We start from the raw sequence: 23361 nt of genomic DNA on the forward strand, positions 1-23361 counted from the left end.
CGCATTGCGTGGCCACCCGGCGGTGTGACTAACACAGTTCCAGTTGAATATGGTTGTCCGAAATCACCTGCATAATGCCTGCGGGCGGCAGGGTGTCGGTATAAACGGCATCCACCATACTAATGCTGCCCATATTCACCATCGCGTTACGGCCAAACTTCGAATGATCCACCACCAGCATCACATGGCGGGAATTTTCAATGATCGCACGCTTAGTACGCACTTCGTGATAGTCGAACTCCAGCAGCGAACCGTCGCTGTCGATGCCGCTGATCCCCAGAATGCCGAAATCAAGACGGAACTGCGAAATAAAGTCGAGCGTCGCTTCACCAATAATTCCACCGTCGCGGCTGCGCAATTCGCCGCCCGCGAGGATAATGCGGAAATCGTCTTTCGCCATCAGCGTGTTCGCCACGTTCAGGTTGTTAGTCACAATACGCAAATTGCTGTGACCGAGTAGCGCGTGGGCCACGGCTTCCGGCGTGGTGCCGATGTCAATAAACAGAGTGGAACCGTTGGGGATTTGCGTGGCCACTTTGCGCGCAATGCGCTCTTTTTCCGCCGTCTGAGTGGCCTTTCGATCGTGCCACGGGGTATTCACCGAACTGGACGGCAGCGCGGCGCCGCCGTGATGACGCAGAATCATGTTTTGATCGGCCAGATCGTTGAGATCGCGGCGAATGGTTTGCGGGCTCACGGAGAAATGCTCCACCAGCTCTTCGGTACTGACGTATCCCTGTTTTTTTACCAGCTCAATGATCGCGTCATGTCGTTGTGTTTGTTTCATTGTTATTCCCTGGAATCATGTTCGTTTTCGCGCATTCAGCGTGTCAGCCAGCGCCATCGCCAGTCCGACCGCCAGCCCGGCAATGTGTGCGCCATTCGCCATCGACATGCCGAAGAAATCCAGCCAACCGGCAACAATCCAGATTAACGCGAAAATAATCAGTCCGCGTTGCAAAAAGATACCGCTTTGCGGATCGCGTTCGCCGCGCAGCCAGACGTAGCCCATCAGCGCGTAGACCACACCGGACAGGCCACCGAACCACGGACCGCTGAATTTCTGCTGTACGTAGCCGCTCAGTAGCGCGCTGATCACGGTAATGACTATCAGCTTCCCGCTGCCAAGTCGCTTCTCTACCGCGCCGCCAAGATACCACCACCACAGCAGGTTAAAGAGGATATGCATCAGTGAGAAATGCATAAAGGCATGCGTGAAGTAGCGCCAGACATCAAACTTCAGTGACGGATCGAACGGCCAGGCCAGCCATACCATTACCGTCTGATCGCCCACGATATTTTGCACGATAAATACCACAACGCAGAGCGCCATGATAAACCAGGTGACCGGTCCGGCGCGCTCGCGCAGGGTGGCGAGAAACGGGAAGCGACGGTAGTGCAGGCCGCTGCCGGTATGCCCCGACTGCCAGCTGGCCGCAAGATAGCGCGGATCGGCAGGATTCTCCAGAAAACGCGCCAGCTCTGCCTGTACCCGTTCAGCCTGGGAGTCATCCGCCAGCCAGACATCGCTTTGCTGATGTTGTTGAATGGTCAGGATAACGCCCTGCGTCGCCATATAGTCGACAAAAGCCTGGGCCACGCGGGGGTTAGCAAAAGAAGTAATCATCAACATTGTTGCTGTCGCTTATTCCACACAAAAGAGGACAGTATATAGGCCCTTCTTCCTTCAGGCTGCATTTTGTTGGCTTAACCGCCATACGCCACTTCGGCGGGAAAGTTGCGGTGCCAGGCGTCAAAGCCGCCGTCTACGCTGTAGACCGCATCATACCCTTGCTGTAACAAATATTGCGCCGCGCCTTTGCTGCTGTTGCCGTGATAGCACATCACCATGACCGCCGTGTCAAAATCATGCTCGCGCATAAACGCGCCCAGCGTGTCGTTCGTCAGATGAAACGCCTGCGGAGTATGTCCCATTGCGAAACTTTGCGGATCGCGGATATCCACCAGCACCGCCGCGCCCTGATGCAGCTTCTGGTGCGCTTCTTCTACGTTGATACATTCAAACTGATCCATACATTCTCTTCTTTATCGTACAGGTTATTGCAGGTGACGTTTTTCAGGCATGTTACCGTGTAGTGTACGTCCCGGCGGCAGTGAAACGCCATAATGTTATATGTATCACTGTAAATTGTTTATTCGATGTTACCAATAGCGCGTTTCTTTGCTATTATGTTCGATAACGAACATTTATGAGCTATAACGAAAGTGCAAGAGGGCAGCATGGAAACCAAAGATCTGATTGTGATAGGGGGAGGCATTAACGGTGCCGGTATCGCGGCAGATGCCGCTGGACGCGGTTTATCCGTGCTGATGCTGGAAGCGCAGGATCTCGCGTGCGCCACCTCTTCCGCCAGTTCAAAACTCATTCATGGTGGCCTGCGCTACCTGGAACACTACGAATTCCGCCTGGTTAGCGAAGCGCTGGCCGAGCGAGAAGTGCTGCTGAAAATGGCGCCGCATATTGCCTTTCCGATGCGTTTTCGTCTGCCGCATCGCCCCCATTTACGTCCGGCATGGATGATCCGCATCGGTCTGTTTATGTACGATCACCTCGGCAAACGCACCAGCCTGCCGGGTTCGACCGGTTTGCGTTTTGGCGCAGAATCCGTTCTTAAACCGGAAATCGTGCGCGGTTTCGAATATTCTGACTGCTGGGTGGACGATGCCCGACTGGTGCTGGCGAATGCGCAGATGGTGGTGCAAAAAGGCGGTGAGGTGTTAACCCGCACCCGGGCTACCTCAGCGCGCCGCGAAAACGGTCTGTGGATTGTCGAAGCAGAAGACATTGATTCCGGCAAAAAATACACCTGGCAGGCGCGTGGTCTGGTCAACGCTACCGGTCCGTGGGTAAAAGAGTTTTTCGACGAGGGCATGCATCTGCCTTCACCGTACGGTATTCGCTTGATCAAAGGCAGCCACATCGTGGTGCCGCGCGTTCATACCCAGAAACAGGCCTACATTCTGCAAAACGAAGACAAACGCATCGTGTTTGTGATCCCGTGGATGGATGAGTTCTCGATCATCGGCACCACCGACGTTGAGTACAAAGGCGATCCGAAAGCGGTGAAAATCGATGAAAGCGAAATCAATTACCTGCTGAAGGTGTATAACGCCCACTTTAAAAAACAGCTGGGCCGCGACGATATCGTCTGGACCTATTCCGGCGTACGTCCGCTGTGCGATGATGAATCCGATTCTCCGCAGGCCATCACCCGCGACTACACGCTTGATATTCATGATGAAAATGGTAAAGCGCCGCTGCTGTCGGTGTTCGGCGGTAAGCTGACCACCTACCGTAAACTCGCCGAACACGCAATGGAAAAACTGTCGTCGTACTATCAGGGTATCGGTCCGGCGTGGACCAAAGACTGCGTGCTGCCGGGCGGTGAGATTGGCGGCGACCGTGAAGATTATGCCGCTAAATTGCGCCGCCGCTATCCGTTCCTGAGCGAATCACTGGCGCGCCATTATTCCCGCACCTACGGCAGCAACACCAGGCTGATCCTCGGCGAAGCGACGTCGCTGGCGGATCTCGGCGAAGATTTCGGTCATGAATTCTACGAGGCGGAGCTGAAGTATCTGGTGGATCATGAATGGGTGCGCCGCGCGGACGATGCACTTTGGCGCCGCACCAAAGAGGGAATGTGGCTCAACGCTGAGCAACAGTCACGCATAACCCAGTGGCTGGCGGCGTATACGGAAAAACAGGCGCTGTCGCTGGCATCGTAAAACCAGCATTGGCGGATGACGGCTGCGCCCTACCCGGCCTACAACGCGTGTTGTAGGCCGGGTAAGCGAAGCCCCCGGCGCTATGCCTGTTACAGCCGAACCGGATCGATATGCCAGATGGTATCGGCATACTCTTTGATGGTTCGGTCAGAAGAGAAATACCCCATATTCGCGATATTGAGCATCGCTTTTGCGGTCCACTCTTCTGGTCGACCATACAGCTCATCGACCTTGTCCTGACAATCCACGTAGCTGCGATAGTCAGCCAGTACCTGATAGTGGTCGCCAAAGTTAATCAGCGAATCCACCAGATCACGATAGCGTCCTGGCTCATCCGGACTGAACATCCCGCTGCCAATCTGCGTCAGCACCTGATGCAGTTCTTCATCTTTCTCGTAGTACTCGCGCGGTTTGTAGCCCTGCCTGCGCAGTTCCTCCACCTCTTCCGCGGTATTACCAAAAATAAAGATATTCTCTTCACCGACGTGCTCCTGCATCTCGACGTTCGCGCCGTCCAGCGTACCGATGGTCAGTGCGCCGTTGAGGGCGAACTTCATGTTACTGGTGCCTGATGCCTCCGTCCCTGCCAGGGAAATCTGCTCAGAGAGATCCGCCGCCGGAATAATCAACTGCGCGAGGCTGACGCTGTAGTTCGGGATAAACACAACCTTCAGTTTGTCGCCAATCTGCGGGTCGTTGTTGATCACCTTCGCCACGTCGTTGATAAGATGAATAATATGCTTCGCCATGTAGTACGCCGACGCGGCTTTACCGGCAAAAATATTCACCCGCGGCACCCACTGCGCATCCGGATCGGCCTTGATCCGGTTGTAACGGGTGATCACATGCAGCACGTTCATCAGTTGCCGCTTGTACTCGTGAATACGTTTGATCTGCACATCAAACAGCGATTTCGGGTTCACCACCACGTTCAGTTGCTGAGCGATATACACCGCCAGCCGCTTTTTATTTTCCAGCTTCGCATGACGCACCGCGTGATTCACCAGCGGAAAATCGCAGTGCTGCTCCAGTTCGCTAAGCTGGCTGAGATCGGTACGCCAGGTGCGGCCAATGTTTTCATCCAGCACCTCAGAAAGTGACGGATTCGCCAGCGCCAGCCAGCGACGCGGCGTCACGCCGTTGGTCACATTACAGAAACGGGTCGGAAAGATAGTGGCGAAATCGGCGAACAGCGACTGCACCATCAGGTTGGAGTGCAGTTCAGACACGCCGTTCACCTTATGGCTGACGACCACAGCCAGCCACGCCATACGCACGCGGCGACCGTTGGACTCATCAATAATCGAGGCGCGTCCCAGCAGACCGGTATCGTTCGGATACTGCTCCTGCAGGGTTTTCAGGAAATAGTCGTTTATTTCAAAGATAATCTGCAAATGGCGCGGCAGGATTTTACCAAGCATATCCACCGGCCAGGTTTCCAGCGCTTCACTCATCAGCGTGTGGTTGGTGTAAGAGAAGACCTGACAGCAGACTTCAAACGCGTCGTCCCAGCTAAACTTATGCTCGTCGATCAACAGGCGCATCAGCTCCGGGATCGACAGCACCGGATGGGTGTCGTTGAGGTGGATGGCGATTTTATCCGCCAGGTTTTTGTAGGTTTTATGCAGTTGGTAATGACGGCTGAGAATATCCTGCACCGTGGCGGAAACAAGGAAATATTCCTGCCGCAAACGCAGTTCACGCCCGGAATAGGTAGAGTCATCCGGATACAGCACGCGCGAGACGTTTTCAGAGTGATTTTTATCTTCCACCGCCGCGAAGTAGTCGCCCTGGTTGAATTTACCCAGGTTAATTTCGCTGCTGGCCTGGGCGTTCCACAGACGCAGGGTGTTGGTGGCGTCGGTGTCATAGCCGGGGATGATCTGGTCGTAAGCGACCGCCAGGATCTCCTCGGTTTCAATCCAGCGCGTTTTCTTGCCTTCCTGCTGGATACGCCCGCCGAAACGCACCTTATAGCGTGTGTTGTGACGTTTAAATTCCCACGGGTTGCCGTATTCCAGCCAGTAGTCGGGGGACTCTTTCTGCCGTCCGTCGACGATGTTCTGCTTGAACATGCCGTAGTCATAACGAATACCGTAGCCGCGTCCCGGCAGCCCTAACGTCGCCAGCGAATCAAGGAAACAGGCCGCCAGACGCCCAAGACCGCCGTTACCCAGCCCCGGGTCGTTTTCTTCGTCGATCAGTTCTTCGAGATCGAGCCCCATCGCCTCCAGCGCGCCTTTCACATCGTCATAAATGCCCAGCGATAACAGCGCGTTGGACAGTGTGCGGCCAATCAGAAACTCCATCGACAGATAGTAAACCTGGCGAGTTTCCTGCGACAGCTGGGCCCGGTTAGAACGCAGCCAGCGCTCCACAAGACGATCGCGCACCGCAAACAGCGTGGCGTTCAACCATTCATGCTTATTGGCAATGACCGGATCTTTACCAATCGTGAACATCAGCTTATAAGCGATAGAGTGCTTAAGCGCTTCTACGCTCAGGGTCGGCGATGCATAGGTAAATGGAGCATTCATAATGGTGATTCCTGAATAACTATTTCAAGCGATAGTAAAGCTCGCGGTATGACTTCGCCGCGACTTGCCAGCTAAAATCCATCGCCATCGCTTGCCGTTGCACAAACCGCCAGAGCGAAGGTCGTGACCACAACACAAACGCACGCCGGATCGCCCGTAGCAGAGACCAGGCGTTGCTGTCCTCAAACACAAAGCCGCTGGCGATGCCGTCCGCCAGATTTTCCAGCGAACTGTCGGACACCGTGTCCGCCAGACCGCCGGTACGCCGCACCAGCGGCAGCGTGCCGTATTTCAAACCATAAAGCTGCGTTAAGCCGCACGGCTCAAAACGGCTCGGTACAAGGATAACGTCCGCGCCGCCCATGATGCGGTGCGAAAAAGCCTCATGGTAGCCGATCTGCACGCCCACCTGACCGGGATGTTCCGCCGCCGCGGCAAGAAACCCTTCCTGCAATACGGGGTCACCCGCGCCAAGCAGCGCCAGTTGACCGCCCTGTTCCAGTAAACCCGGCAGCGCTTCCAGCACCAGGTCCAGCCCTTTCTGACTGGTCAGGCGGCTCACGACGGCAAACAGCGGTACTTTGTCGTTGACCTTCAGCCCCATCGCAATCTGTAACTGACGTTTGTTCTCGGCCTTTTCTTCCAGTGAATCCCGGGTGTAGCGCGAGGCCAGCAACAGATCCGTCTCCGGGTTCCAGATTTTTTCATCCACCCCGTTCAGCACTCCGGACAGTCGGCCTTCACGGTGGCGCTGCTGCAACAGCCCCTCCATACCGTAGGCGAACTGCGGTTCAGTGATTTCCCGCGCATAGGTTGGGCTGACCGCCGTAATATGGTCGGCGTAGTACAGACCGGCCTTCAGGAAGGAGATCTGTCCGTTAAACTCCAGACCATGCATATTAAAGAACGACCATGGCAGTTCGATGTCATTCATATGCTGTGCATAAAACATGCCCTGATACGCCAGATTGTGTACGGTAAAGACCGACTTCGCCGGGCGCCCGCGCGCCGCCAGATAGGCGGGCGTCAGGCCCGCGTGCCAGTCGTGCGCATGCACCACATCCGGGCGCCAGAACGGGTCAAGTCCGCAGGCCATCTCACAGCCCACCCACCCGAGCAGCGCGAAACGCAGCACGTTATCGGTATAGGCGTACAGGTTCGTATCGTGATACGGGCTCCCCGGACGATCATAAAGATGCGGCGCATCGATCAGGTAAATCCCCACCCCGTTGTAATGGCCGAACAGCAGGCTGATCTTGCCTGCGAAGGTATCACGACGCGATACCACCTGCGCATCCGTAATGCCGCGCCGAATATCCGGGAACGCGGGTAACAGTACGCGGGCATCCACGCCGTCCGCAATTTGCGCCGCAGGTAACGCACCTAACACATCTGCCAGACCACCTGTTTTGAGCAGGGGGAACATCTCCGAACATACATGTAAAACCTGCATTATCGCTCCTGTTTGACGTGCAGTTTGCGCAGCATTTCGCGCGTAACTAAAACAATGCCTTCTTCGGATCGGTAGAAGCGACGGGCATCTTCTTCCGCGTTTTCGCCAATAACCATCCCTTCCGGGATAACGCACGCGCGATCGATAATGCACCGACGCAGGCGACACGAGCGCCCTACCCAGACTTCCGGCAGTAACACCGCCGAATCAATATTACAGAATGAGTTCACCCGTACCCGCGGGAACAGGACAGACTGCACCACCACCGAACCCGAGATAATACAGCCGCCGGACACCAGCGAGTTCAGGGTCATGCCGTGGCTGCCGGAGCGGTCCTGAACGAACTTCGCCGGCGGCAGGGACTCCATATGAGTGCGAATCGGCCAGTTCTGATCGTACATATCCAGTTCTGGCGTCACCGAGGCTAAGTCAAGATTGGCTTTCCAGTACGCTTCAAGCGTTCCGACATCGCGCCAGTAAGGTTCCGATTCCGGGTCCGACTGCACACAGGACAACGGGAAAGGATGGGCATAGGCCATGCCAGCTTTCGTGATGGACGGGATAATGTCCTTACCGAAGTCATGGCTGGAGGCGTCGTTAGCGTCGTCCTGTTCCAGCAGCTCATAAAGGTAATCAGCGTCGAAAATATAGATCCCCATGCTGGCAAGGGACTTCGTGGCATCCCCTGGCATGGCGGGCGGATTCGCCGGTTTTTCAACGAAATCGATAATCTTGTCGTTTTCGTCCACCGCCATCACGCCAAAGGCGCTGGCTTCTTCAATAGGTACCGGCATACAGGCCACGGTACAGCGCGCGCCCTTCTCGACATGGTCGATGAGCATACGCGAGTAGTCCTGCTTGTAGATATGGTCTCCGGCGAGGATCACCACGTATTCCGCTTTGTAGCGACGAATAATATCAAGGTTCTGCGTCACGGCATCGGCAGTGCCGCGATACCAGTTTTCACCCTGCATTCTTTGCTGCGCGGGCAACAGGTCGACAAACTCGTTCATCTCTTCGCTAAAGAACGACCAACCGCGCTGAATATGCTGAACCAGAGTGTGAGACTGATATTGCGTGATCACGCCGATACGGCGGATCCCGGAGTTAATACAGTTGGATAAAGCAAAATCGATAATGCGGAACTTACCGCCAAAATGAACGGCCGGCTTTGCGCGCTTGTTCGTTAAATCTTTCAGACGGGTGCCCCGCCCGCCCGCCAGAATCAGGGCAACGGATTTCAACGGCAACTGGCGCGCCAACATTAAACGGTCGTTCTTCTCTAAACTCACCATGACTAACTCCTTTTTATCCTCTCTGGAACACACACAATCCGTGCGCAGGTCCCGGCCAGACAGCCGTAATCACCGGATTATCCTCACCGGCAAATGGGGGAACAGCGCGCCACTCCCCGTCAGGTAATACAATTTCAGCCACTTCAGTGGTGGCATTGATCGTGATGAGAAAACGGCCCGACAGCAGGATTTGCATCTGTCTGGCACCGTTCTGCCACTCGTTTGCGCTTAAAGGCTGCGCGAAGCGGTTAAGCCAGCGCACATTGCCATCGCCCTCTTCCCACCAGCGGTCGTCCACCAGCGCGGGGATTTGCTGGCGCAGATGTATCAACGCGGCGGTAAAGTCGATCAAACCGTCGCTTGCCTGCGACCAGTCCAGCCAGGTCAGCGCATTGTCCTGGCAATAGGCGTTATTGTTGCCGTGCTGGCTGTGACCCTGTTCATCGCCCGCCAGCAGCATCGGCGTTCCCTGTGACAGCAGCAGCGTCGTCAACAGCGCGTGAATGCTGTCGCGCCGACGCTCAACCACATCCAGCGTCCCGCCTAACCCTTCTTTACCATGATTATTACTTTGGTTGTTGTCGGTTCCGTCCCGATTTTCCTCTCCGTTCGCCTCATTGTGTTTCTGGTTGAAACAAACGCAGTCCCTGAGCGTGAAACCGTCATGGGCCGTCACCAGATTGACCGACGCGCTGGGCAGACGTCCGTCACGTTTAAACACGTCGCTGGAGGCGGCAACGCGTCCGGCGAATTCGCCGAGCGTCAGGTTTTGCCGTAGCCAAAAGCGGCGCGTGGCGTCGCGAAAATGGTCGTTCCACTCCGCAAACGGCGGCGGGAAGTTGCCCACCTGATACCCGCCTTCGCCAATGTCCCACGGTTCTGCTATCAGCTTCACGCGGGAAAGCACTGGACAATTTTTGATGGCCGTAAACAATGGCGCATCCTGACGAAACGCCGGCGTGCGGCCCATGACCGACGCCAGATCAAAACGGAAACCGTCTACATGGCAGGTCTCCACCCAATAGCGCAGGCATTCGCAAGCATATGCCACCACGCTGGGCTGACTGAGATTCAACGTGTTGCCGCAGCCGGTCCAGTTGTGGTAATCACCATCGTCCCTTATCCAATAATAGCTACGGTTGTCGATTCCGCGCAGGGAGAAGAGAGGTCCGTCCAGATCCAGCTCGGCGCTGTGGTTCAGCACGATGTCGAGAATGACTTCAATACCGGCGTTGTGCAGCGCTTTGACCGCATCGCGAAACTCGTCGAGCGCCGTTTCGGGCGAACAGGCATAGGCCGGATGCAGCGCAAACAGCGCTACCGGGTTGTACCCCCAGTAATTCGAAAGCCCCAACCGTTGCAGGCGCGGCTCGCTGGCGAAATGCGCCACCGGCAGCAGTTCCAGCGCGGTGATCCCGAGACGCTTAAAATGCGCGATCATCACCGGATGGCCGAGCGCCCGATAAGTGCCGCGGATCGCCGCCGGGATCTGTGGATGCAGATACGTTAAGCCTTTGACATGGGCTTCGTAGATCACGCTCTTGCCCCACGGCGTGCGGGGTGGCGTATCGCCTTCCCAGTCATAGTTATCGGCTGTTACCACACACTTCGCTGCGATGGTGGCGTTATCGCGATGATCCGGTGCGTCATAACCCGCATGAAAAAGCGGGTTGTCTTTAAAATCTCCCTCAACGCGCCGCGCGCAGGGGTCAATCAGCAACTTTGCCGGATTAAAGCGGTGCCCCTGAGCAGGCGCCCATGGGCCATGCACGCGATAACCATAGCGCAGACCGGGGCGCGCGTCGGGCAAATAGCCGTGCCAGATATCGCCAGTACGCGCAGGCAGATCGTAGCGCTGTTCGTTACCCTGCGGGTCAAACACGCACAGCTCGACGCGCTCGGCATGGGCGGAGAACAGCGTGAAGTTCACGCCATGCCCGTCATACGTCGCGCCGTGAGGCGTCGCATTGCCCGTCTCCAGTTGGCTCATTCCCCCTCCCGAACCAGCCAGATGGTCGCCAGCGGCGGCAGGGTGAGGCTCAACGACTGCGGACGTCCGTGGCTGCCGATGTTGTCGGTTTGCACGACACCGCCGTTACCCGCGTTGCTGCCGTGGTAATGCATCGAGTCGGTGTTGAGGATTTCACGCCATTTGCCCGGCTGATTTACGCCAAAGCGATAATCGTGGCGCGGCACCGGGGTGAAGTTACTGGCAACAATAATTTCGTTGCCGACCTTATCGCGGCGCACAAAAATCAGCACCGAGCGCGCGTTGTCATCCACCACCAGCCATTCAAAACCATAGCTGTCAAAATCGAGTTCGTGCAGCGCTTTATGGTGTCGGTAAGTGTGGTTGAGGTCGCGAACCAGCCGCTGGACGCCATGATGCCAGTTGTCGCCCCCTTCCAGCAGATGCCAGTCGAGACTGGCGTCGTGGTTCCATTCGCGGCCCTGGGCGAATTCGTTACCCATAAACAGCAGTTTTTTGCCAGGGAAGGCCCACATCCAGCCATAGTAGGCGCGCAGGTTGGCGAACTTCTGCCATGCATCGCCCGGCATACGGTCGAGAATCGATTTCTTGCCGTGAACCACTTCGTCATGCGACAGCGGCAACACAAAGTTTTCGGTGTAGTTGTAGAGCATGCCAAACGTCAGTTTATCGTGGTGATACTGACGATAGACCGGGTCCAGCTTCATGTAGTCGAGGGTGTCGTGCATCCAGCCAAGATTCCATTTGTACCAGAATCCCAACCCGCCCATGTCCTGCGGACGGGACACCCCGGCGAAGTCGGTGGATTCTTCCGCCATGCTCACCGCGCCCGGCACTTGTTCGCCAAGGATCCGGTTGGTATTGCGCAAAAATTCGATCGCTTCCAGGTTCTCCCGTCCGCCGAACTCGTTCGGGATCCACTCTCCCTCTTTCCGGCTATAGTCGCGGTAGATCATCGACGCCACCGCATCCACGCGCAGGGCGTCAATGCCGAAGCGTTCAATCCAGTACAGGGCGTTGCCGACCAGATAGTTGCTGACTTCACGGCGTCCGTAGTTGTAGATCAGCGTGTTCCAGTCCTGGTGATAGCCTTCCCGCGGGTCGCTGTGTTCGTACAGCTTCGTGCCGTCAAATTCCGCCAGGCCAAAGTCGTCGGAGGGGAAATGACCCGGCACCCAGTCGAGAATAACGTTCAGCCCGGCGTTATGCGCGGCGTTGATGAAATAGCGGAAATCATCGCGGGTACCGAAGCGACGGGTCGGCGCATACAAACCGGTGGGCTGATAGCCCCAACTGCCGTCGAACGGATGCTCGTTAACGGGCAACAGCTCAATATGGGTAAAGCCCATCCACTTCACGTACGGGACAAGCTGGTCCGCCAGCTCACGGTAGCTCAGCCAGAAATTGTTGTCGGTATGACGACGCCACGACCCAAGGTGCACTTCATAAATGGAGATAGGCGCATCGAATTGATTGGCTTTTTTGCGCTCTTCGGTTTGCTCAACCTTTTCCGGCAGCCCGCAAATCAGCGAGGCGGTATCCGGGCGCATCTGCGCTTCAAACGCGTAAGGATCGGCTTTCACGCGCAGATTGCCGTTGGCGTCGATCATTTCGTATTTATACAGCTGACCGTTCTGCGCGCCGGGAATAAACAGCTCCCAAATGCCGCTCTCTTTGCGCAGGCGCATCGGATGACGACGTCCATCCCAGTAGTTAAATTGCCCCACAACCGAGACGCGTCGGGCGTTCGGCGCCCACACCGAGAAGCGGGTTCCGGTCACGCCATCCATCGTATCCGCATGGGCGCCGAGGGTTTCATACGGACGAAGATGGGTGCCTTCCGACAGCAGCCAGGCATCCATCTCCTGAATCAATGGACCAAAACGGTAGGGATCGTCAATCAGGTTCTGCTGGCCGTGCCAGACAACCGCAAGCTGATAGCGAAAAGGATTTTTACGACGCGGTAATACGCCGCTGAAGAAACCGCGCGAGTCAAGGCATTCGAGTTTGCCGACTTTACGTCCGGTTTTCGGTTCAATGACCCACACTTCGGTGGCGTCAGGTAACAGAGCGCGGACTTCAAGTCCGGCGGGGGTCTGGTGCATTCCGAGTACGGAAAAAGGATCCGCAAAATGGCCTGCAATTAGCGCGTTAATCACGTCTCTATCGATACGAACGGACATGGTTGTCATCCTGTTTTACAGCCTCCCTTTCCCGCTGCTTATGGCATCGGGCGGAGACGCTTTTTTAACTTTAACAGCGCAGCACAATTGTGCATCCTCTCTGCGCCGTCCTGGCTTCAGGCAAAACCGTAATACCGCGGAGGTATCAGGGCACCTTTAAAGAATAGCCAACGCTTTAATTAACTCCTGTGAAAAAATGAAACATCTGCGATTACTCCTGTATAACGCATAAAAAAGGGTGACTCAGCACCCTGGATAACACTTTGACAAATTTTTGCGGATCACCCGCAGACCCGATACGCAAAGCGCGATCGGGCAATTCACGGTTACGCCAGTTGGCGCAGCATCCGACGCAGCGGTTCCGCCGCGCCCCACAGCAGTTGGTCGCCCACGGTAAAGGCTGACAGGAACTCCGGTCCCATATTCAGCTTACGCAGACGGCCCACTGGCGTGGTCAGCGTACCGGTAACGGCCGCCGGGGTCAGTTCGCGCAGGGTAATATCCCGATCGTTTGGCACGACTTTGGCCCACGGATTGTGCGCCGCCAGCAGTGCTTCCACGGTCGGAATAGACACATCTTTTTTCAATTTAATGGTGAAAGCCTGGCTATGGCAGCGCAGCGCGCCCACGCGCACACAAAGGCCATCCACCGGGATCACGGAAGCGGTATTGAGAATTTTGTTGGTCTCCGCCTGGCCCTTCCACTCTTCGCGGCTCTGGCCGTTATCGAGCTGTTTGTCGATCCACGGGATCAGGCTGCCTGCCAGCGGTACGCCAAAGTTATCCACCGGCAGATCGCCGCTGCGGGTAAGATGGGTGACTTTACGTTCGATATCGAGAATCGCTGAAGAAGGGGTCGCCAGTTCATCCGCCACGTGGTTATGCAGTTGGCCCATCTGGTTGAGCAACTCACGCATATGCCGCGCGCCGCCGCCGGAAGCCGCCTGGTAAGTGGCAACAGACACCCAGTCCACCAGGTCGTTAGCAAACAGGCCGCCCAGCGACATCAGCATCAGGCTGACGGTACAGTTACCGCCGACAAACGTTTTGATGCCTTTATTCAGGCCGTCGTTGATGACATCCTGGTTAACCGGGTCGAGAATGATGATGGCGTCATCTTTCATACGCAGCGAGGAGGCGGCGTCAATCCAGTAGCCCTGCCACCCGCTTTCACGCAGCTTTGGATAAATTTCGTTGGTATAATCGCCGCCCTGGCAGGTCACAATAATGTCGAGCGCCTTCAGCGCCTCGAGATCGAATGCGTCCTGAAGTGTGCCGGTGGTGCCGCCAAACGTCGGCGCAGCCAGCCCCAGCTGAGAAGTCGAAAAGAAAACAGGGCGAATGGCGTCGAAGTCGCGCTCTTCAACCATGCGTTGCATGAGAACAGAGCCGACCATACCGCGCCAGCCGATAAAACCAACATTTTTCATAGCGTTTTTTCCTGCAGAGATGTGTGCTGTGTATGCTAACCAGTGTCCTACTGGCTTATCCTTCACCATACAAAAAGCAGCCAAAGTCGCAAGTGAAATTAATCAATGATAGCGATGCCATCAGTAATGCGACTTATCCCGCTGCGTTAGCAAGCAGAAAGTCCGCGGCAATTATCAGGGAATTTGAGTTATGAATGAAATCATTTCAGCAGCAGTTTTATTGATCCTGATTATGGATCCGCTCGGTAATCTGCCTATCTTCATGTCCGTACTGAAACATACCGAGCCAAAACGGCGTCGCGCGATTATGGTTCGCGAGCTGTTTATCGCGCTGCTGCTGATGCTGATTTTTCTTTTCGCGGGCGAGAAAATTCTCGCTTTTCTCAATTTACGCGCCGAAACAGTGTCCATCTCCGGGGGGATTATCCTGTTCCTGATCGCCATTAAAATGATTTTCCCCAGCGCGTCGGGCAACAGCGCGGGGTTACCGGCGGGTGAAGAGCCCTTTATCGTGCCGCTGGCCATCCCGCTGGTGGCCGGTCCGACCATTCTGGCGACGTTAATGCTGCTGTCACATCAATATCCAAACCAGATGGGACATCTGGTCATTGCTCTGCTGCTGGCCTGGGGCGGCACGTTTGCCATTCTGATGCAGTCATCGCTGTTCCTGCGCCTGCTTGGCGAAAAAGGCGTAAACGCGCTGGAGCGCCTGATGGGGTTGATTCTGGTGATGATGGCGACCCAGATGTTCCTCGACGGTATCCGGATGTGGATGAAGGGGTGATAAAACGGCGGGGGTGCTACGGTTTCAACCTATGCAGTACTCAGGCCCGGCAAGCGCAAGCGCCACCGGGCACAGTAATCAGCTCAATAACTGGAAGGCAATCATCCCGACGATCGCGCCGACAGTACCGAGGATGGTTTCCATCATCGTCCAGGTCTTCAGCGTTTGCGCTTCGGTCGCGCCGGTGAATTTACCGAACAGCCAGAAACCGGCGTCGTTAACGTGGCTGACAACAATCGAACCGCCCGCGATACAGATAGACAATGCCGCCATCTGCGCACCGGAGAAGTTCAGTTGTTCAATCACCGGCATCACCAGCCCCACCGCCGTCAGACAGGCCACCGTCGCGGAACCCTGAATGATGCGCACTGCCGCGGCCAGTACGAAGCAGGTAATGGCAATCGGCAAGCCCATGCCGGTCAACGCTTCCCCCAGCGCCGGGCCCACGCCGGAATCCACCAGCACCTGCTTAAACACGCCGCCTGCGCCAATCACCAGCAGAATAATCCCCGCCGGCTGCAGCGCGTGACCGCAGATTTCCATTACTTTATCTTTTGGCATTCCCTGACGCATCGCCAGGCCATAGATCGCCACCAGACAAGCAACCAGAATCGCGGTGAACGGATGGCCGATAAATTCAAACCATTCGTAAGCCGTTGACCCTTCCGGTACAAAGCGCGCGGCGATGGTTTTCAGTCCCACCAGCACCAGCGGCAGCAGGATCAACGACAGGCTGAAGCCAAAGGATGGCATCTTGCCTTCGCCGAGGTGTGGCTCGGTAATATCGTCGGGTATGCGCAGCTCCACAAAACGGCTGATGAAGTTGCCCCACAGCGGCCCGGCGATAATCATTCCCGGAATCGCGGCGCACAGGCCAATCAGGATCATCCAGCCAAAGTCGGCGTGCATTTGTGAAGCCAGCAGCATCGGCGCAGGCCCGGGCAGCAGGAAGGCCGCAGCCGCCGCAACCCCGGCAAACAGCGGGATCACCAGCTTCACCAGATTGGTGCCGGTATGACGCGCCATCGAAAACGCGACGCTAATCAGCAACACGATCGCCACTTCAAAGAACAACGGCAGCGCGCAGATCAGACCGGCCAGGCCAATCGCATAGTGCGCGCGGCTGTGACCAAAGGATTTCAGCATCTTGACGGCGATCTGATCGACCGCGCCCGTTTCATGCAGGATCTTACCGAACATAGCGCCCAGCGCGACCACAATGGCCAGGAAGCCAAGCGTACCGCCCATTCCCTTTTCCATCGTCGCTGCAATTTTATCGAGCGGCATACCGGAAAAGAGCCCTGCGCCAATAGACACCACCATCAAAGCAACGAAGGCATGCATTCGCGCCTTCATCACTAAAAACAACAGCAGTAAAACGGAGCCTACTGCTGTTAAAACAAGCGTTAATGTACTCAAAACTTACTGCCTTTTAGTAATGACCTCGATGGTGCTTGCAACAACACCGTCCAGCGGCTGATCGATATCCACCACCAGCACGTCTTTCTCGTCAGCGTCCGGTTCCTGCAGCGTGTCGAATTGTGTCACCAGCATCTGCGTTTTGAAGAAATGGCCTTTACGCGCCTTCAGACGGCTTTCAATGACGTCGAAATCGCCTTTCAGGTAGATAAAAGAAAGGTTTGGATTACCGTCGCGCAGGATGTCGCGGTAGTGTTTTTTCAGCGCGGAACAGACGATCAGCGACACTTTGTTGGTACGCTGCATGGCAAACGCGGCGTCGTTCAGCGCCTGCAGCCACGGTTTACGGTCGTCGTCATTTAAGGGTTCGCCAGAGGCCATTTTCTCAATGTTGCTACGCGGATGGAGAAAATCGCCGTCAAGGAACGCGGCATGAAGTTGATGCGCCACTTCGCTTGCGACAGCGGATTTGCCGCTGCCCGATACGCCCATCAGAACGTAAACGTGGTGATCATGGTTAGTCGTGCTCAAAGTGGTGCCCTCACAGTACAAAGTTCAGGAATTGTTACGGGTAACTGTTATCGGTAACATTGTCCGACCGGACAAACCTGGACGCAATGTCCAAACGTGCCAGAAGTGAATAAGTGTGAGCTACTTCAAATTTGTTGGCTTAAATAGATCCGCCCGGTGACAAGGTGAAACCTAAATCTAACATTTTCGGCGTCACGCTTTCACCACGGATGCGAGCCAGCAGGCGCTCTGCGCCAATGCTGCCCATCCGTTCACGCGGCGTCAGGACGCTGGCCAGACGCGGTTCCATCACCTGTCCGATATCATGACCGTGGAACCCGGCAATCGCCATATCACGCGGGATTGAAAGCCCCAGGCGCTGGCATTCAAACGCCGCCCCGACCGCCAGGTCATCGTTGGTACAGAAGATCCCGTCAAGTTGCGGATATTCGCGGCGCGCCTGGCGGATCAGTTCGATCCCCGACGAGTAAGATGAAGACTGCTCAACCATCACACTGTAAGGCACCAGGCCTGCATCCCGCATCGCCTGCTCATACCCCTTCTGTTTGATGATAGTACGTTCGTCGAGACGCGCGCCAAGATAGGCGATATGACGATGCCCGCGGGCGATAATCGCGGCAGTCATCTGACGGGCTGCTTCAAAGTTGTCAAAGCCGACGGCGATGTCCAGACACGGCGACTGGCTGTCCATCAGTTCAACCACCGGGATACCTGCCACTTCTATCATTTTCAGGGTGCGCGGAGTATGGGTACGTTCGGTCAGAATCAGACCGTCGATATTCCAGGAAAGCATCGACTCCAGGCGCTCCTGTTCCATTTCCGGCTTATAGCCGTAGTGCGCGAGCATAGTCTGGTAGCCGTGGGCATCCGTCACCGCCTCAATCCCGCGCAGCACTTCTGCGAAGACCTGGTTGGTTAATGAAGGCAGCAACACGCCGATCGCCCGGCTGGTGGCGTTTGAAAGAATATCAGGGGCGCGATTGGGAATGTAACCCAGTTCATCAAGTGCAGCGGCGATCTTGCCGCGTAGCGCGACGGAGACCTGCTCCGGGTTACGCAAAAAGCGGCTGACCGTCATTTTGGTCACGCCTACGCGGTCGGCGACATCCTGAAGTACGGGTCTTTTCTTTTTCATCGTCCTGAAAGATATAAAAGGGATAGATTTTCCCAGTTTACCACGGACGTGAAGAATTAATGACACACGAAAAAAGCCGGATAGCGACGTTTTCACGTCGCATCCGGCCTGTAAGCCCTCGTCGGGCAGGGTGATGTCGATTTATACTGGCGGCAAGTCAAACAGCAGCACTTCACTATCGCTGTCGGCATGAATTGAGATCGCTTGTTCATCCCAAATCGCCAGACCGTCGCTGGTGGTCGCTTTGGTGCCGTTTATCGTCACCTCGCCTTTCACCACCTGGATCCAGACGCGGCGTTCTGCGGCAATCTGATGCACCGACTGCTCGTCTTTTACCAGCGCCCAGCGGTACAGTTCCATATCCTGATACACTTTCAGCGAACCGTCGCGGGCATCCGGCGACAGCACCAGTTGTTTCCCCTGCGTGGCATCGAAACGACGCTGTTCGTAACGCGGCGTTATGCCGGTTGTTTCCGGGATGATCCAGATCTGGTAAAGACGCAGACGATCCGTTTTGCTCGGGTTGTACTCAGAGTGACGTACCCCTGTTCCCGCGCTCATGATCTGGAATTCACCGGCTGGCACCTGCTCTTTGTTGCCCATGCTGTCCTGGTGTTCTACTGCGCCTTCCAGCACATAGGTCAGGATCTCCATGTCTTTATGCGGATGGGTACCGAACCCCTGTCCCGCATCAATCACGTCATCGTTAATCACCCGCAGCGCCGAAAAGCCCATAAAGTTCGGGTCATAATAGTCGGCAAACGAAAAGGTGTGCCAGGAATCCAGCCAGCCATGATTGGCGTGGCCGCGGTCATTTGCTTTGCGTAAGTAGATCATTGTGTTCACCCCCAGATGTTTTCGATGGAGTCAGTGTGGACCCAATCGCGCTGCGATCATAGAGGGTGAAAATTGACTCCTCTGTTCAAAAAATATGAACAAGCATAGAGGAGCCGTAAACCTTATCTGGCAAGGGTAATGGTGGCCGGAGACGCCTGCTCAAACGCCCGTTCCAGGAGTTCGAGATTCGTCAAAACCTCAGATTCCTTGACGTAATTTGGCGCCCCCTGGGTAATCGTTTTGAACAGCGCATCATAAACGCGACCATAGTCCCCCACCTCCGGCGTGACTTCTTCGCGCACCGTCACACCGTCATCATTGACGTACTCCAGCACGCCCAGCGACTCATCGGCTGCAAACCCTGGTTCACCCGGCATGATGTTGGCCTTCAGGCTGGTTTCCTGCTGGTCGATGCCGTATTTAATAAACGAGCCTTTGGTGCCATGAACGATAAATTTCGGGTAATCGATTTTCACCAGATGGCTGGTTTTAACGATCGCTTTCAGGTCGCCGTAAAACAGCTGCGCCTCAAAGGTATCGTCCGGGTTCGCTTTGTTGCGCAGACTACGGATGTCATACGCGGCGTGATCCGGACGCCCAAACAGCGAGATAATCTGGTCCATGGTATGCACGCCGAGACCGTAGAACGAGCCGTCCTGCGGCAAACCCGGTTTGGTTTCCGCCACCGGTCGGTAGTAGTCGAAATGACTTTCGATTTCGACAATCTCCCCCAGCTTGCCGCTTTCGATGACTTTTTTGGCGGTCAGGAAGCAGGCGTCAAAGCGGCGGTTCTGATACGGCGATACCGTCAGTCCTTTGCTTTTCGCCAGTTCAAACAGCACCCTGGCCTCTGCCAGGGTTGGGGTGAAGGGCTTTTCGACCAGCACGTTTTTCCCTGCTTCCAGCGCACGCTTCGCGTATTCAAAATGGCTGTCGGCATGGGTACAGACAATCACCAGTTTTACCTGCGGGTCATTTAACACTTCATCAAGATCGCTGGTGAAATGGATATGAGAATAGATCGGCGCCTGTTCTTCCGGCTTCGCGCGGCGGCGGTAAATATGGGCGACGTGCCAGGTGTCTTTACGGTTGAGTACATAAGGAAGATGATAACGGGTCGTGCTTTTCCCAAAGCCAATAAATGCGCAATGTAACGTCATGAAGGTGTCCTTTTTAAGGTGATTGACTACACCTTAGCGCAAACCAGGGAAAGACGACACGTCAGAGCCAGAAACCGTTGCCGGATGGCGCTGACGCTTATCCGGCCTACAAAAGCAAAACCAAAAAATCAGCCGCCGCCGTCGCCGTCAGTTTGTTCACGGCAAGCGCGCAGGGCCCGGAGCGTACTTAATGTACGTGAGGAGCACGAGCACTTCCCGGGGACAAAATGACAAGTAAGCCAGGCTGAAACAGACCCCAAAAAAAAGCCAGCAGAGGCTGGCTAAAGTAATACTGGAAGCAATGTGAGCAATGTCGTGCTTTCAGGTTCTCCGCAAGGGTCTCCCTGAACGCAAAGCAATAATAATCATTCTCATTCGCAGTTGTCCAACACTTTTTGCAAATAAATGCATTTGACTGCAATGTGAAAGTCAATGATGTTAAAAGGGACTTTACCCCCGCCGGAGAGACAAGAATGAGCGAAATAGTGATACGCCACGCTGAAACCAGAGATTATGACGCGATTCGTCAGATCCACGCCCAGCCTGAGGTGTATCGCAACACGCTACAGGTTCCGCATCCCTCGATGGAAATGTGGCAGGCGCGACTGGCCGACCAGCCGGGCATTAAACAGCTTGTCGCCTGCATTGACGAGCAGGTTGTCGGGCATTTGTGCATTGAGGTTACGCAGCGCCCCCGCCGCAGCCATGTCGCCGATTTTGGCATCTGCGTTGACGCCCGCTGGCAAAACCGCGGCGTTGCCAGCGCGTTGATTCGCACGATGATCGATATGTGCGATAACTGGCTGCGGGTAGATCGCATCGAACTGACGGTGTTTGTCGATAATGCGCCAGCGGTGGCGGTCTATAAAAAGCATGGCTTTGACATTGAAGGCACCGGCAAGCGCTACGCCCTGCGCGACGGCGAGTACGTGGACGCGTATTATATGGCAAGAATAAAGTGACACATCGCCCGGTGGCGCTACGCCTACCGGGACTGATAAGACTGAAACGCAGGCCGGGTAAGGCGGAGCCGCCACCCGGCAACACGTTAATACCCCGCCGTTAAATCATCCACCGAACGTGGGTCGGAAGCCCCATACAGCTCGCCATCAGGCCCAACCATGATGCTCTGGGTGCTGCCCATCGCCTCTTTCAGCACGACCTTTTGTCCTTTTTGCTCCAGCAGCTTCAACGTATCCGGGCTAAAGCCTTTCTCCACGCGCAGCTCATCCGGTAGCCACTGGTGATGGAAGCGCGGCGCGTTGGTTGCCTCTGCAACGTTCATCCCAAAATCAATGCTGTTGACCACCATCTGCAGCACCGTGGTGATAATACGGCTGCCGCCCGGGCTGCCCGTCACCAGCCAGGTTTTCCCGTCCTTCACCACGATGGTTGGCGACATCGACGACAACGGGCGCTTCTTCGGCCCGACGGCGTTGGCATCGCCGCCCACCAGTCCGTAGACGTTTGGCACGCCCGGTTTCGCGGAGAAGTCATCCATTTCGTTGTTCATCAGAATGCCGGTATTGCCTGCCACGATGCCAGTACCGAAGGTGGTATTCAGGGTATAGGTCACCGCCACTGCGTTGCCGTCTTTGTCCACCACCGAGAAGTGCGTGGTCTGATTGCTTTCATAAGGCGCGAGTTTGCCGGGGCGAATTTCGCTGGACGGTTTCGCTTTGTTGATATCAATCTTGTCGGCGATCGTTTTGGCATAGGCTTTGTTGGTCAGCGCCTGCCACGGCACTTTCACGAAGTCCGGGTCACCCAGATACTCCGAACGATCGGCATAAGCGTATTTTTCCGCTTCCGCCATAATTTGCATGGCGTCCGCGCTGCCAAAGCCATATTTCTTCATATCGACGTTTTCCAGGATGTTGAGGATTTGGACGATATGAATCCCGCCGGATGAAGGCGGCGGCATGGAGAAGACCTGATACCCGCGATAATCACCGCTAATTGGCGTACGCTCCACCGCTTTGTAGTTGGCTAAATCCTCTTTGGTGATAAGCCCGCCGTTCTTCTGCATCTCCTGGGCAATTTGATCGGCAATGGCGCCTTTATAGAACGCATCCGGACCGCTTTCGGCGATCATCTCCAGGCTTTTCGCCAGATTCTTCTGTACCAGCGTGTCGCCTTTCTTCAGCGGCTCGCCGTCCTTCCAGAAAATCGCTTTGCTGTTTTCATGATGGGGAATGACTTCACTGCCGTACGTTTTCAGATCCTCCGCCAGCGCGTCGTTAACCACAAAGCCGTCCTGCGCCAATGAAATAGCCGGACGCACCACTTTGTTCAGCGGCATCGTGCCGTATTTTTCCAGCGCCAGTGAAAACCCCGCCACGGTGCCTGGCGTCCCGGACGCGAGATGCGAAGTCAGCGATTTTTTACTGTCGGGGTTACCTTGATCGTCAAGGAACATATCGCGCGTAGCGTTAGCGGGCGCCATTTCGCGAAAATCGATGGCGGTGGTCGTACCCTCTTTCGTGCGCAGCAGCATAAAGCCGCCGCCGCCCAGGTTCCCCGCCTGCGGATGGGTCACCGCCAGCGCGTAGCCTACGGCGACAGCGGCATCGACGGCATTACCGCCCTGCTTGAGGATATCCACCCCCACCTTTGTCGCCATCGCATCCACCGAGGCCACCATGCCCTGCTTTGCGCGAACGGGATGGAATACATCCTCTTCCACGCCGTACGAGACCGGAGGCGGCGCTGGCGGCGCGGCTACCACACTAAAACAACTTCCTGAGAGCAGAGCAGCAATGGCTACCCGGCGCAAAAACGTCGGTTTCATCATCGTTATTCTCCAGAATTGAACGGGCAACGCCCCACTAAGCCTGGTGCATAACTCTGAAATAAC

18 protein-coding genes are annotated in these 23361 nt (G+C 55.8%); 3 read left to right on the forward strand and 15 right to left on the reverse strand.

Going from position 1 to position 23361, the window contains the following annotated elements; genetic code table 11:
- Window positions 1–28: 28 nt before the first annotated feature.
- From OOJ60_RS11060 to glpE, 3 genes are all read right to left on the reverse strand, one after another.
- A complete protein-coding gene (locus OOJ60_RS11060) occupies window positions 29–787 on the reverse strand; it encodes a DeoR/GlpR family transcriptional regulator (protein WP_042286437.1) in 759 nt (252 codons plus the stop codon).
- A gap of 15 nt (window positions 788–802) precedes the next feature.
- The gene (gene glpG / locus OOJ60_RS11065) at window positions 803–1633 is read right to left on the reverse strand and encodes a rhomboid family intramembrane serine protease GlpG (protein ID WP_042286439.1); all 831 of its coding nucleotides are present in this window, start codon (window positions 1631–1633) and stop codon (window positions 803–805) included.
- A 74-nt stretch (window positions 1634–1707) separates the two neighbouring features.
- The gene (glpE, locus tag OOJ60_RS11070) at window positions 1708–2034 is read right to left on the reverse strand and encodes a thiosulfate sulfurtransferase GlpE (RefSeq protein ID WP_042286441.1); all 327 of its coding nucleotides are present in this window, start codon (window positions 2032–2034) and stop codon (window positions 1708–1710) included.
- 207 nt (window positions 2035–2241) lie between these two features.
- On the opposite strand from glpE, the gene glpD reads away from it, so the two are divergent.
- Window positions 2242–3750 carry a glycerol-3-phosphate dehydrogenase gene (glpD, locus tag OOJ60_RS11075; protein WP_042286444.1) on the forward strand — a complete coding sequence of 503 codons (1509 nt, stop codon included), beginning with the start codon at window positions 2242–2244 and terminating at the stop codon, window positions 3748–3750.
- Window positions 3751–3839: 89 nt separating this feature from the next.
- Here the strand turns inward: glpD and glgP are convergent, their stop codons facing one another.
- From glgP to asd, 6 genes are all read right to left on the reverse strand, one after another.
- Window positions 3840–6287 carry a glycogen phosphorylase gene (glgP, locus tag OOJ60_RS11080; protein ID WP_042286448.1) on the reverse strand — a complete coding sequence of 816 codons (2448 nt, stop codon included), beginning with the start codon at window positions 6285–6287 and terminating at the stop codon, window positions 3840–3842.
- A 19-nt stretch (window positions 6288–6306) separates the two neighbouring features.
- Window positions 6307–7740, reverse strand: coding sequence for a glycogen synthase GlgA (gene glgA / locus OOJ60_RS11085; protein ID WP_042286452.1), 1434 nt, complete (start codon window positions 7738–7740; stop codon window positions 6307–6309).
- A complete protein-coding gene (gene glgC, locus OOJ60_RS11090) occupies window positions 7740–9035 on the reverse strand; it encodes a glucose-1-phosphate adenylyltransferase (protein ID WP_042286454.1) in 1296 nt (431 codons plus the stop codon). Before glgC ends, glgA begins: the two co-directional genes overlap by 1 nt.
- Before the next feature lie 13 nt (window positions 9036–9048).
- Window positions 9049–11025 carry a glycogen debranching protein GlgX gene (glgX, locus tag OOJ60_RS11095; protein WP_205612560.1) on the reverse strand — a complete coding sequence of 659 codons (1977 nt, stop codon included), beginning with the start codon at window positions 11023–11025 and terminating at the stop codon, window positions 9049–9051.
- Entirely contained in the window at window positions 11022–13208 is a 2187-nt protein-coding gene (gene glgB / locus OOJ60_RS11100) for a 1,4-alpha-glucan branching enzyme (RefSeq protein WP_042286460.1), read from the reverse strand. The genes glgX and glgB overlap by 4 nt, the downstream gene beginning before the upstream one ends.
- Window positions 13209–13534: 326 nt before the next feature.
- Window positions 13535–14638 (reverse strand): aspartate-semialdehyde dehydrogenase, encoded by a 1104-nt coding sequence (gene asd, locus OOJ60_RS11105; RefSeq protein WP_042286462.1) that lies wholly within the window; start codon window positions 14636–14638, stop codon window positions 13535–13537.
- A gap of 190 nt (window positions 14639–14828) precedes the next feature.
- Here asd and yhgN point away from each other — a divergent pair, with 190 nt between their 5' ends.
- Entirely contained in the window at window positions 14829–15422 is a 594-nt protein-coding gene (yhgN, locus tag OOJ60_RS11110; protein WP_012908322.1) for an NAAT family transporter YhgN, read from the forward strand.
- 78 nt (window positions 15423–15500) lie between these two features.
- Here yhgN and gntU read toward each other — a convergent pair whose 3' ends face one another.
- The 5 genes from gntU to OOJ60_RS11135 all read right to left on the reverse strand — a co-directional run bounded on the left by gntU (window position 15501) and on the right by OOJ60_RS11135 (window position 20504).
- Window positions 15501–16841: a gluconate transporter gene (gene gntU / locus OOJ60_RS11115; protein ID WP_042286465.1), complete on the reverse strand. Its 1341-nt coding sequence runs from the start codon at window positions 16839–16841 to the stop codon at window positions 15501–15503.
- A gap of 3 nt (window positions 16842–16844) precedes the next feature.
- Window positions 16845–17372, reverse strand: coding sequence for a gluconokinase (gene gntK, locus OOJ60_RS11120; protein ID WP_042286469.1), 528 nt, complete (start codon window positions 17370–17372; stop codon window positions 16845–16847).
- Between the two features lie 139 nt (window positions 17373–17511).
- Window positions 17512–18507 (reverse strand): gluconate operon transcriptional repressor GntR, encoded by a 996-nt coding sequence (gene gntR, locus OOJ60_RS11125; protein WP_042286472.1) that lies wholly within the window; start codon window positions 18505–18507, stop codon window positions 17512–17514.
- Window positions 18508–18648: 141 nt separating this feature from the next.
- Complete coding sequence (locus OOJ60_RS11130) at window positions 18649–19344, reverse strand: pirin family protein (protein WP_042286476.1); 696 nt, start codon at window positions 19342–19344, stop codon at window positions 18649–18651.
- 122 nt (window positions 19345–19466) lie between these two features.
- Window positions 19467–20504 carry an oxidoreductase gene (locus OOJ60_RS11135; RefSeq protein ID WP_200035592.1) on the reverse strand — a complete coding sequence of 346 codons (1038 nt, stop codon included), beginning with the start codon at window positions 20502–20504 and terminating at the stop codon, window positions 19467–19469.
- A 473-nt stretch (window positions 20505–20977) separates the two neighbouring features.
- On the opposite strand from OOJ60_RS11135, the gene yhhY reads away from it, so the two are divergent.
- Window positions 20978–21466, forward strand: a complete 489-nt coding sequence (gene yhhY / locus OOJ60_RS11140; RefSeq protein ID WP_181822408.1) for an N-acetyltransferase — start codon at window positions 20978–20980, stop codon at window positions 21464–21466.
- A gap of 86 nt (window positions 21467–21552) precedes the next feature.
- Here yhhY and ggt read toward each other — a convergent pair whose 3' ends face one another.
- Window positions 21553–23298, reverse strand: coding sequence for a gamma-glutamyltransferase (gene ggt, locus OOJ60_RS11145; protein ID WP_205612561.1), 1746 nt, complete (start codon window positions 23296–23298; stop codon window positions 21553–21555).
- Window positions 23299–23361: the final 63 nt, after the last annotated feature.

The organism is Citrobacter sp. R4 (genome assembly GCF_026719175.1).
Classification (GTDB): Bacteria; Pseudomonadota; Gammaproteobacteria; order Enterobacterales; family Enterobacteriaceae; genus Citrobacter_A; species Citrobacter_A sedlakii.

What these genes read in the sequence shown, in the direction of transcription:
- OOJ60_RS11060 (WP_042286437.1), bottom strand. Translation starts at nt 787, where the DNA reads ATGAAACAAACACAACGACATGACGCGATCATTGAGCTGGTAAAAAAA.
- glpG (WP_042286439.1), bottom strand. Translation starts at nt 1,633, where the DNA reads ATGTTGATGATTACTTCTTTTGCTAACCCCCGCGTGGCCCAGGCTTTT.
- glpE (WP_042286441.1), bottom strand. Translation starts at nt 2,034, where the DNA reads ATGGATCAGTTTGAATGTATCAACGTAGAAGAAGCGCACCAGAAGCTG.
- glpD (WP_042286444.1), top strand. Translation starts at nt 2,242, where the DNA reads ATGGAAACCAAAGATCTGATTGTGATAGGGGGAGGCATTAACGGTGCC.
- glgP (WP_042286448.1), bottom strand. Translation starts at nt 6,287, where the DNA reads ATGAATGCTCCATTTACCTATGCATCGCCGACCCTGAGCGTAGAAGCG.
- glgA (WP_042286452.1), bottom strand. Translation starts at nt 7,740, where the DNA reads ATGCAGGTTTTACATGTATGTTCGGAGATGTTCCCCCTGCTCAAAACA.
- glgC (WP_042286454.1), bottom strand. Translation starts at nt 9,035, where the DNA reads ATGGTGAGTTTAGAGAAGAACGACCGTTTAATGTTGGCGCGCCAGTTG.
- glgX (WP_205612560.1), bottom strand. Translation starts at nt 11,025, where the DNA reads ATGAGCCAACTGGAGACGGGCAATGCGACGCCTCACGGCGCGACGTAT.
- glgB (WP_042286460.1), bottom strand. Translation starts at nt 13,208, where the DNA reads ATGTCCGTTCGTATCGATAGAGACGTGATTAACGCGCTAATTGCAGGC.
- asd (WP_042286462.1), bottom strand. Translation starts at nt 14,638, where the DNA reads ATGAAAAATGTTGGTTTTATCGGCTGGCGCGGTATGGTCGGCTCTGTT.
- yhgN (WP_012908322.1), top strand. Translation starts at nt 14,829, where the DNA reads ATGAATGAAATCATTTCAGCAGCAGTTTTATTGATCCTGATTATGGAT.
- gntR (WP_042286472.1), bottom strand. Translation starts at nt 18,507, where the DNA reads ATGAAAAAGAAAAGACCCGTACTTCAGGATGTCGCCGACCGCGTAGGC.
- OOJ60_RS11130 (WP_042286476.1), bottom strand. Translation starts at nt 19,344, where the DNA reads ATGATCTACTTACGCAAAGCAAATGACCGCGGCCACGCCAATCATGGC.
- OOJ60_RS11135 (WP_200035592.1), bottom strand. Translation starts at nt 20,504, where the DNA reads ATGACGTTACATTGCGCATTTATTGGCTTTGGGAAAAGCACGACCCGT.
- yhhY (WP_181822408.1), top strand. Translation starts at nt 20,978, where the DNA reads ATGAGCGAAATAGTGATACGCCACGCTGAAACCAGAGATTATGACGCG.
- ggt (WP_205612561.1), bottom strand. Translation starts at nt 23,298, where the DNA reads ATGATGAAACCGACGTTTTTGCGCCGGGTAGCCATTGCTGCTCTGCTC.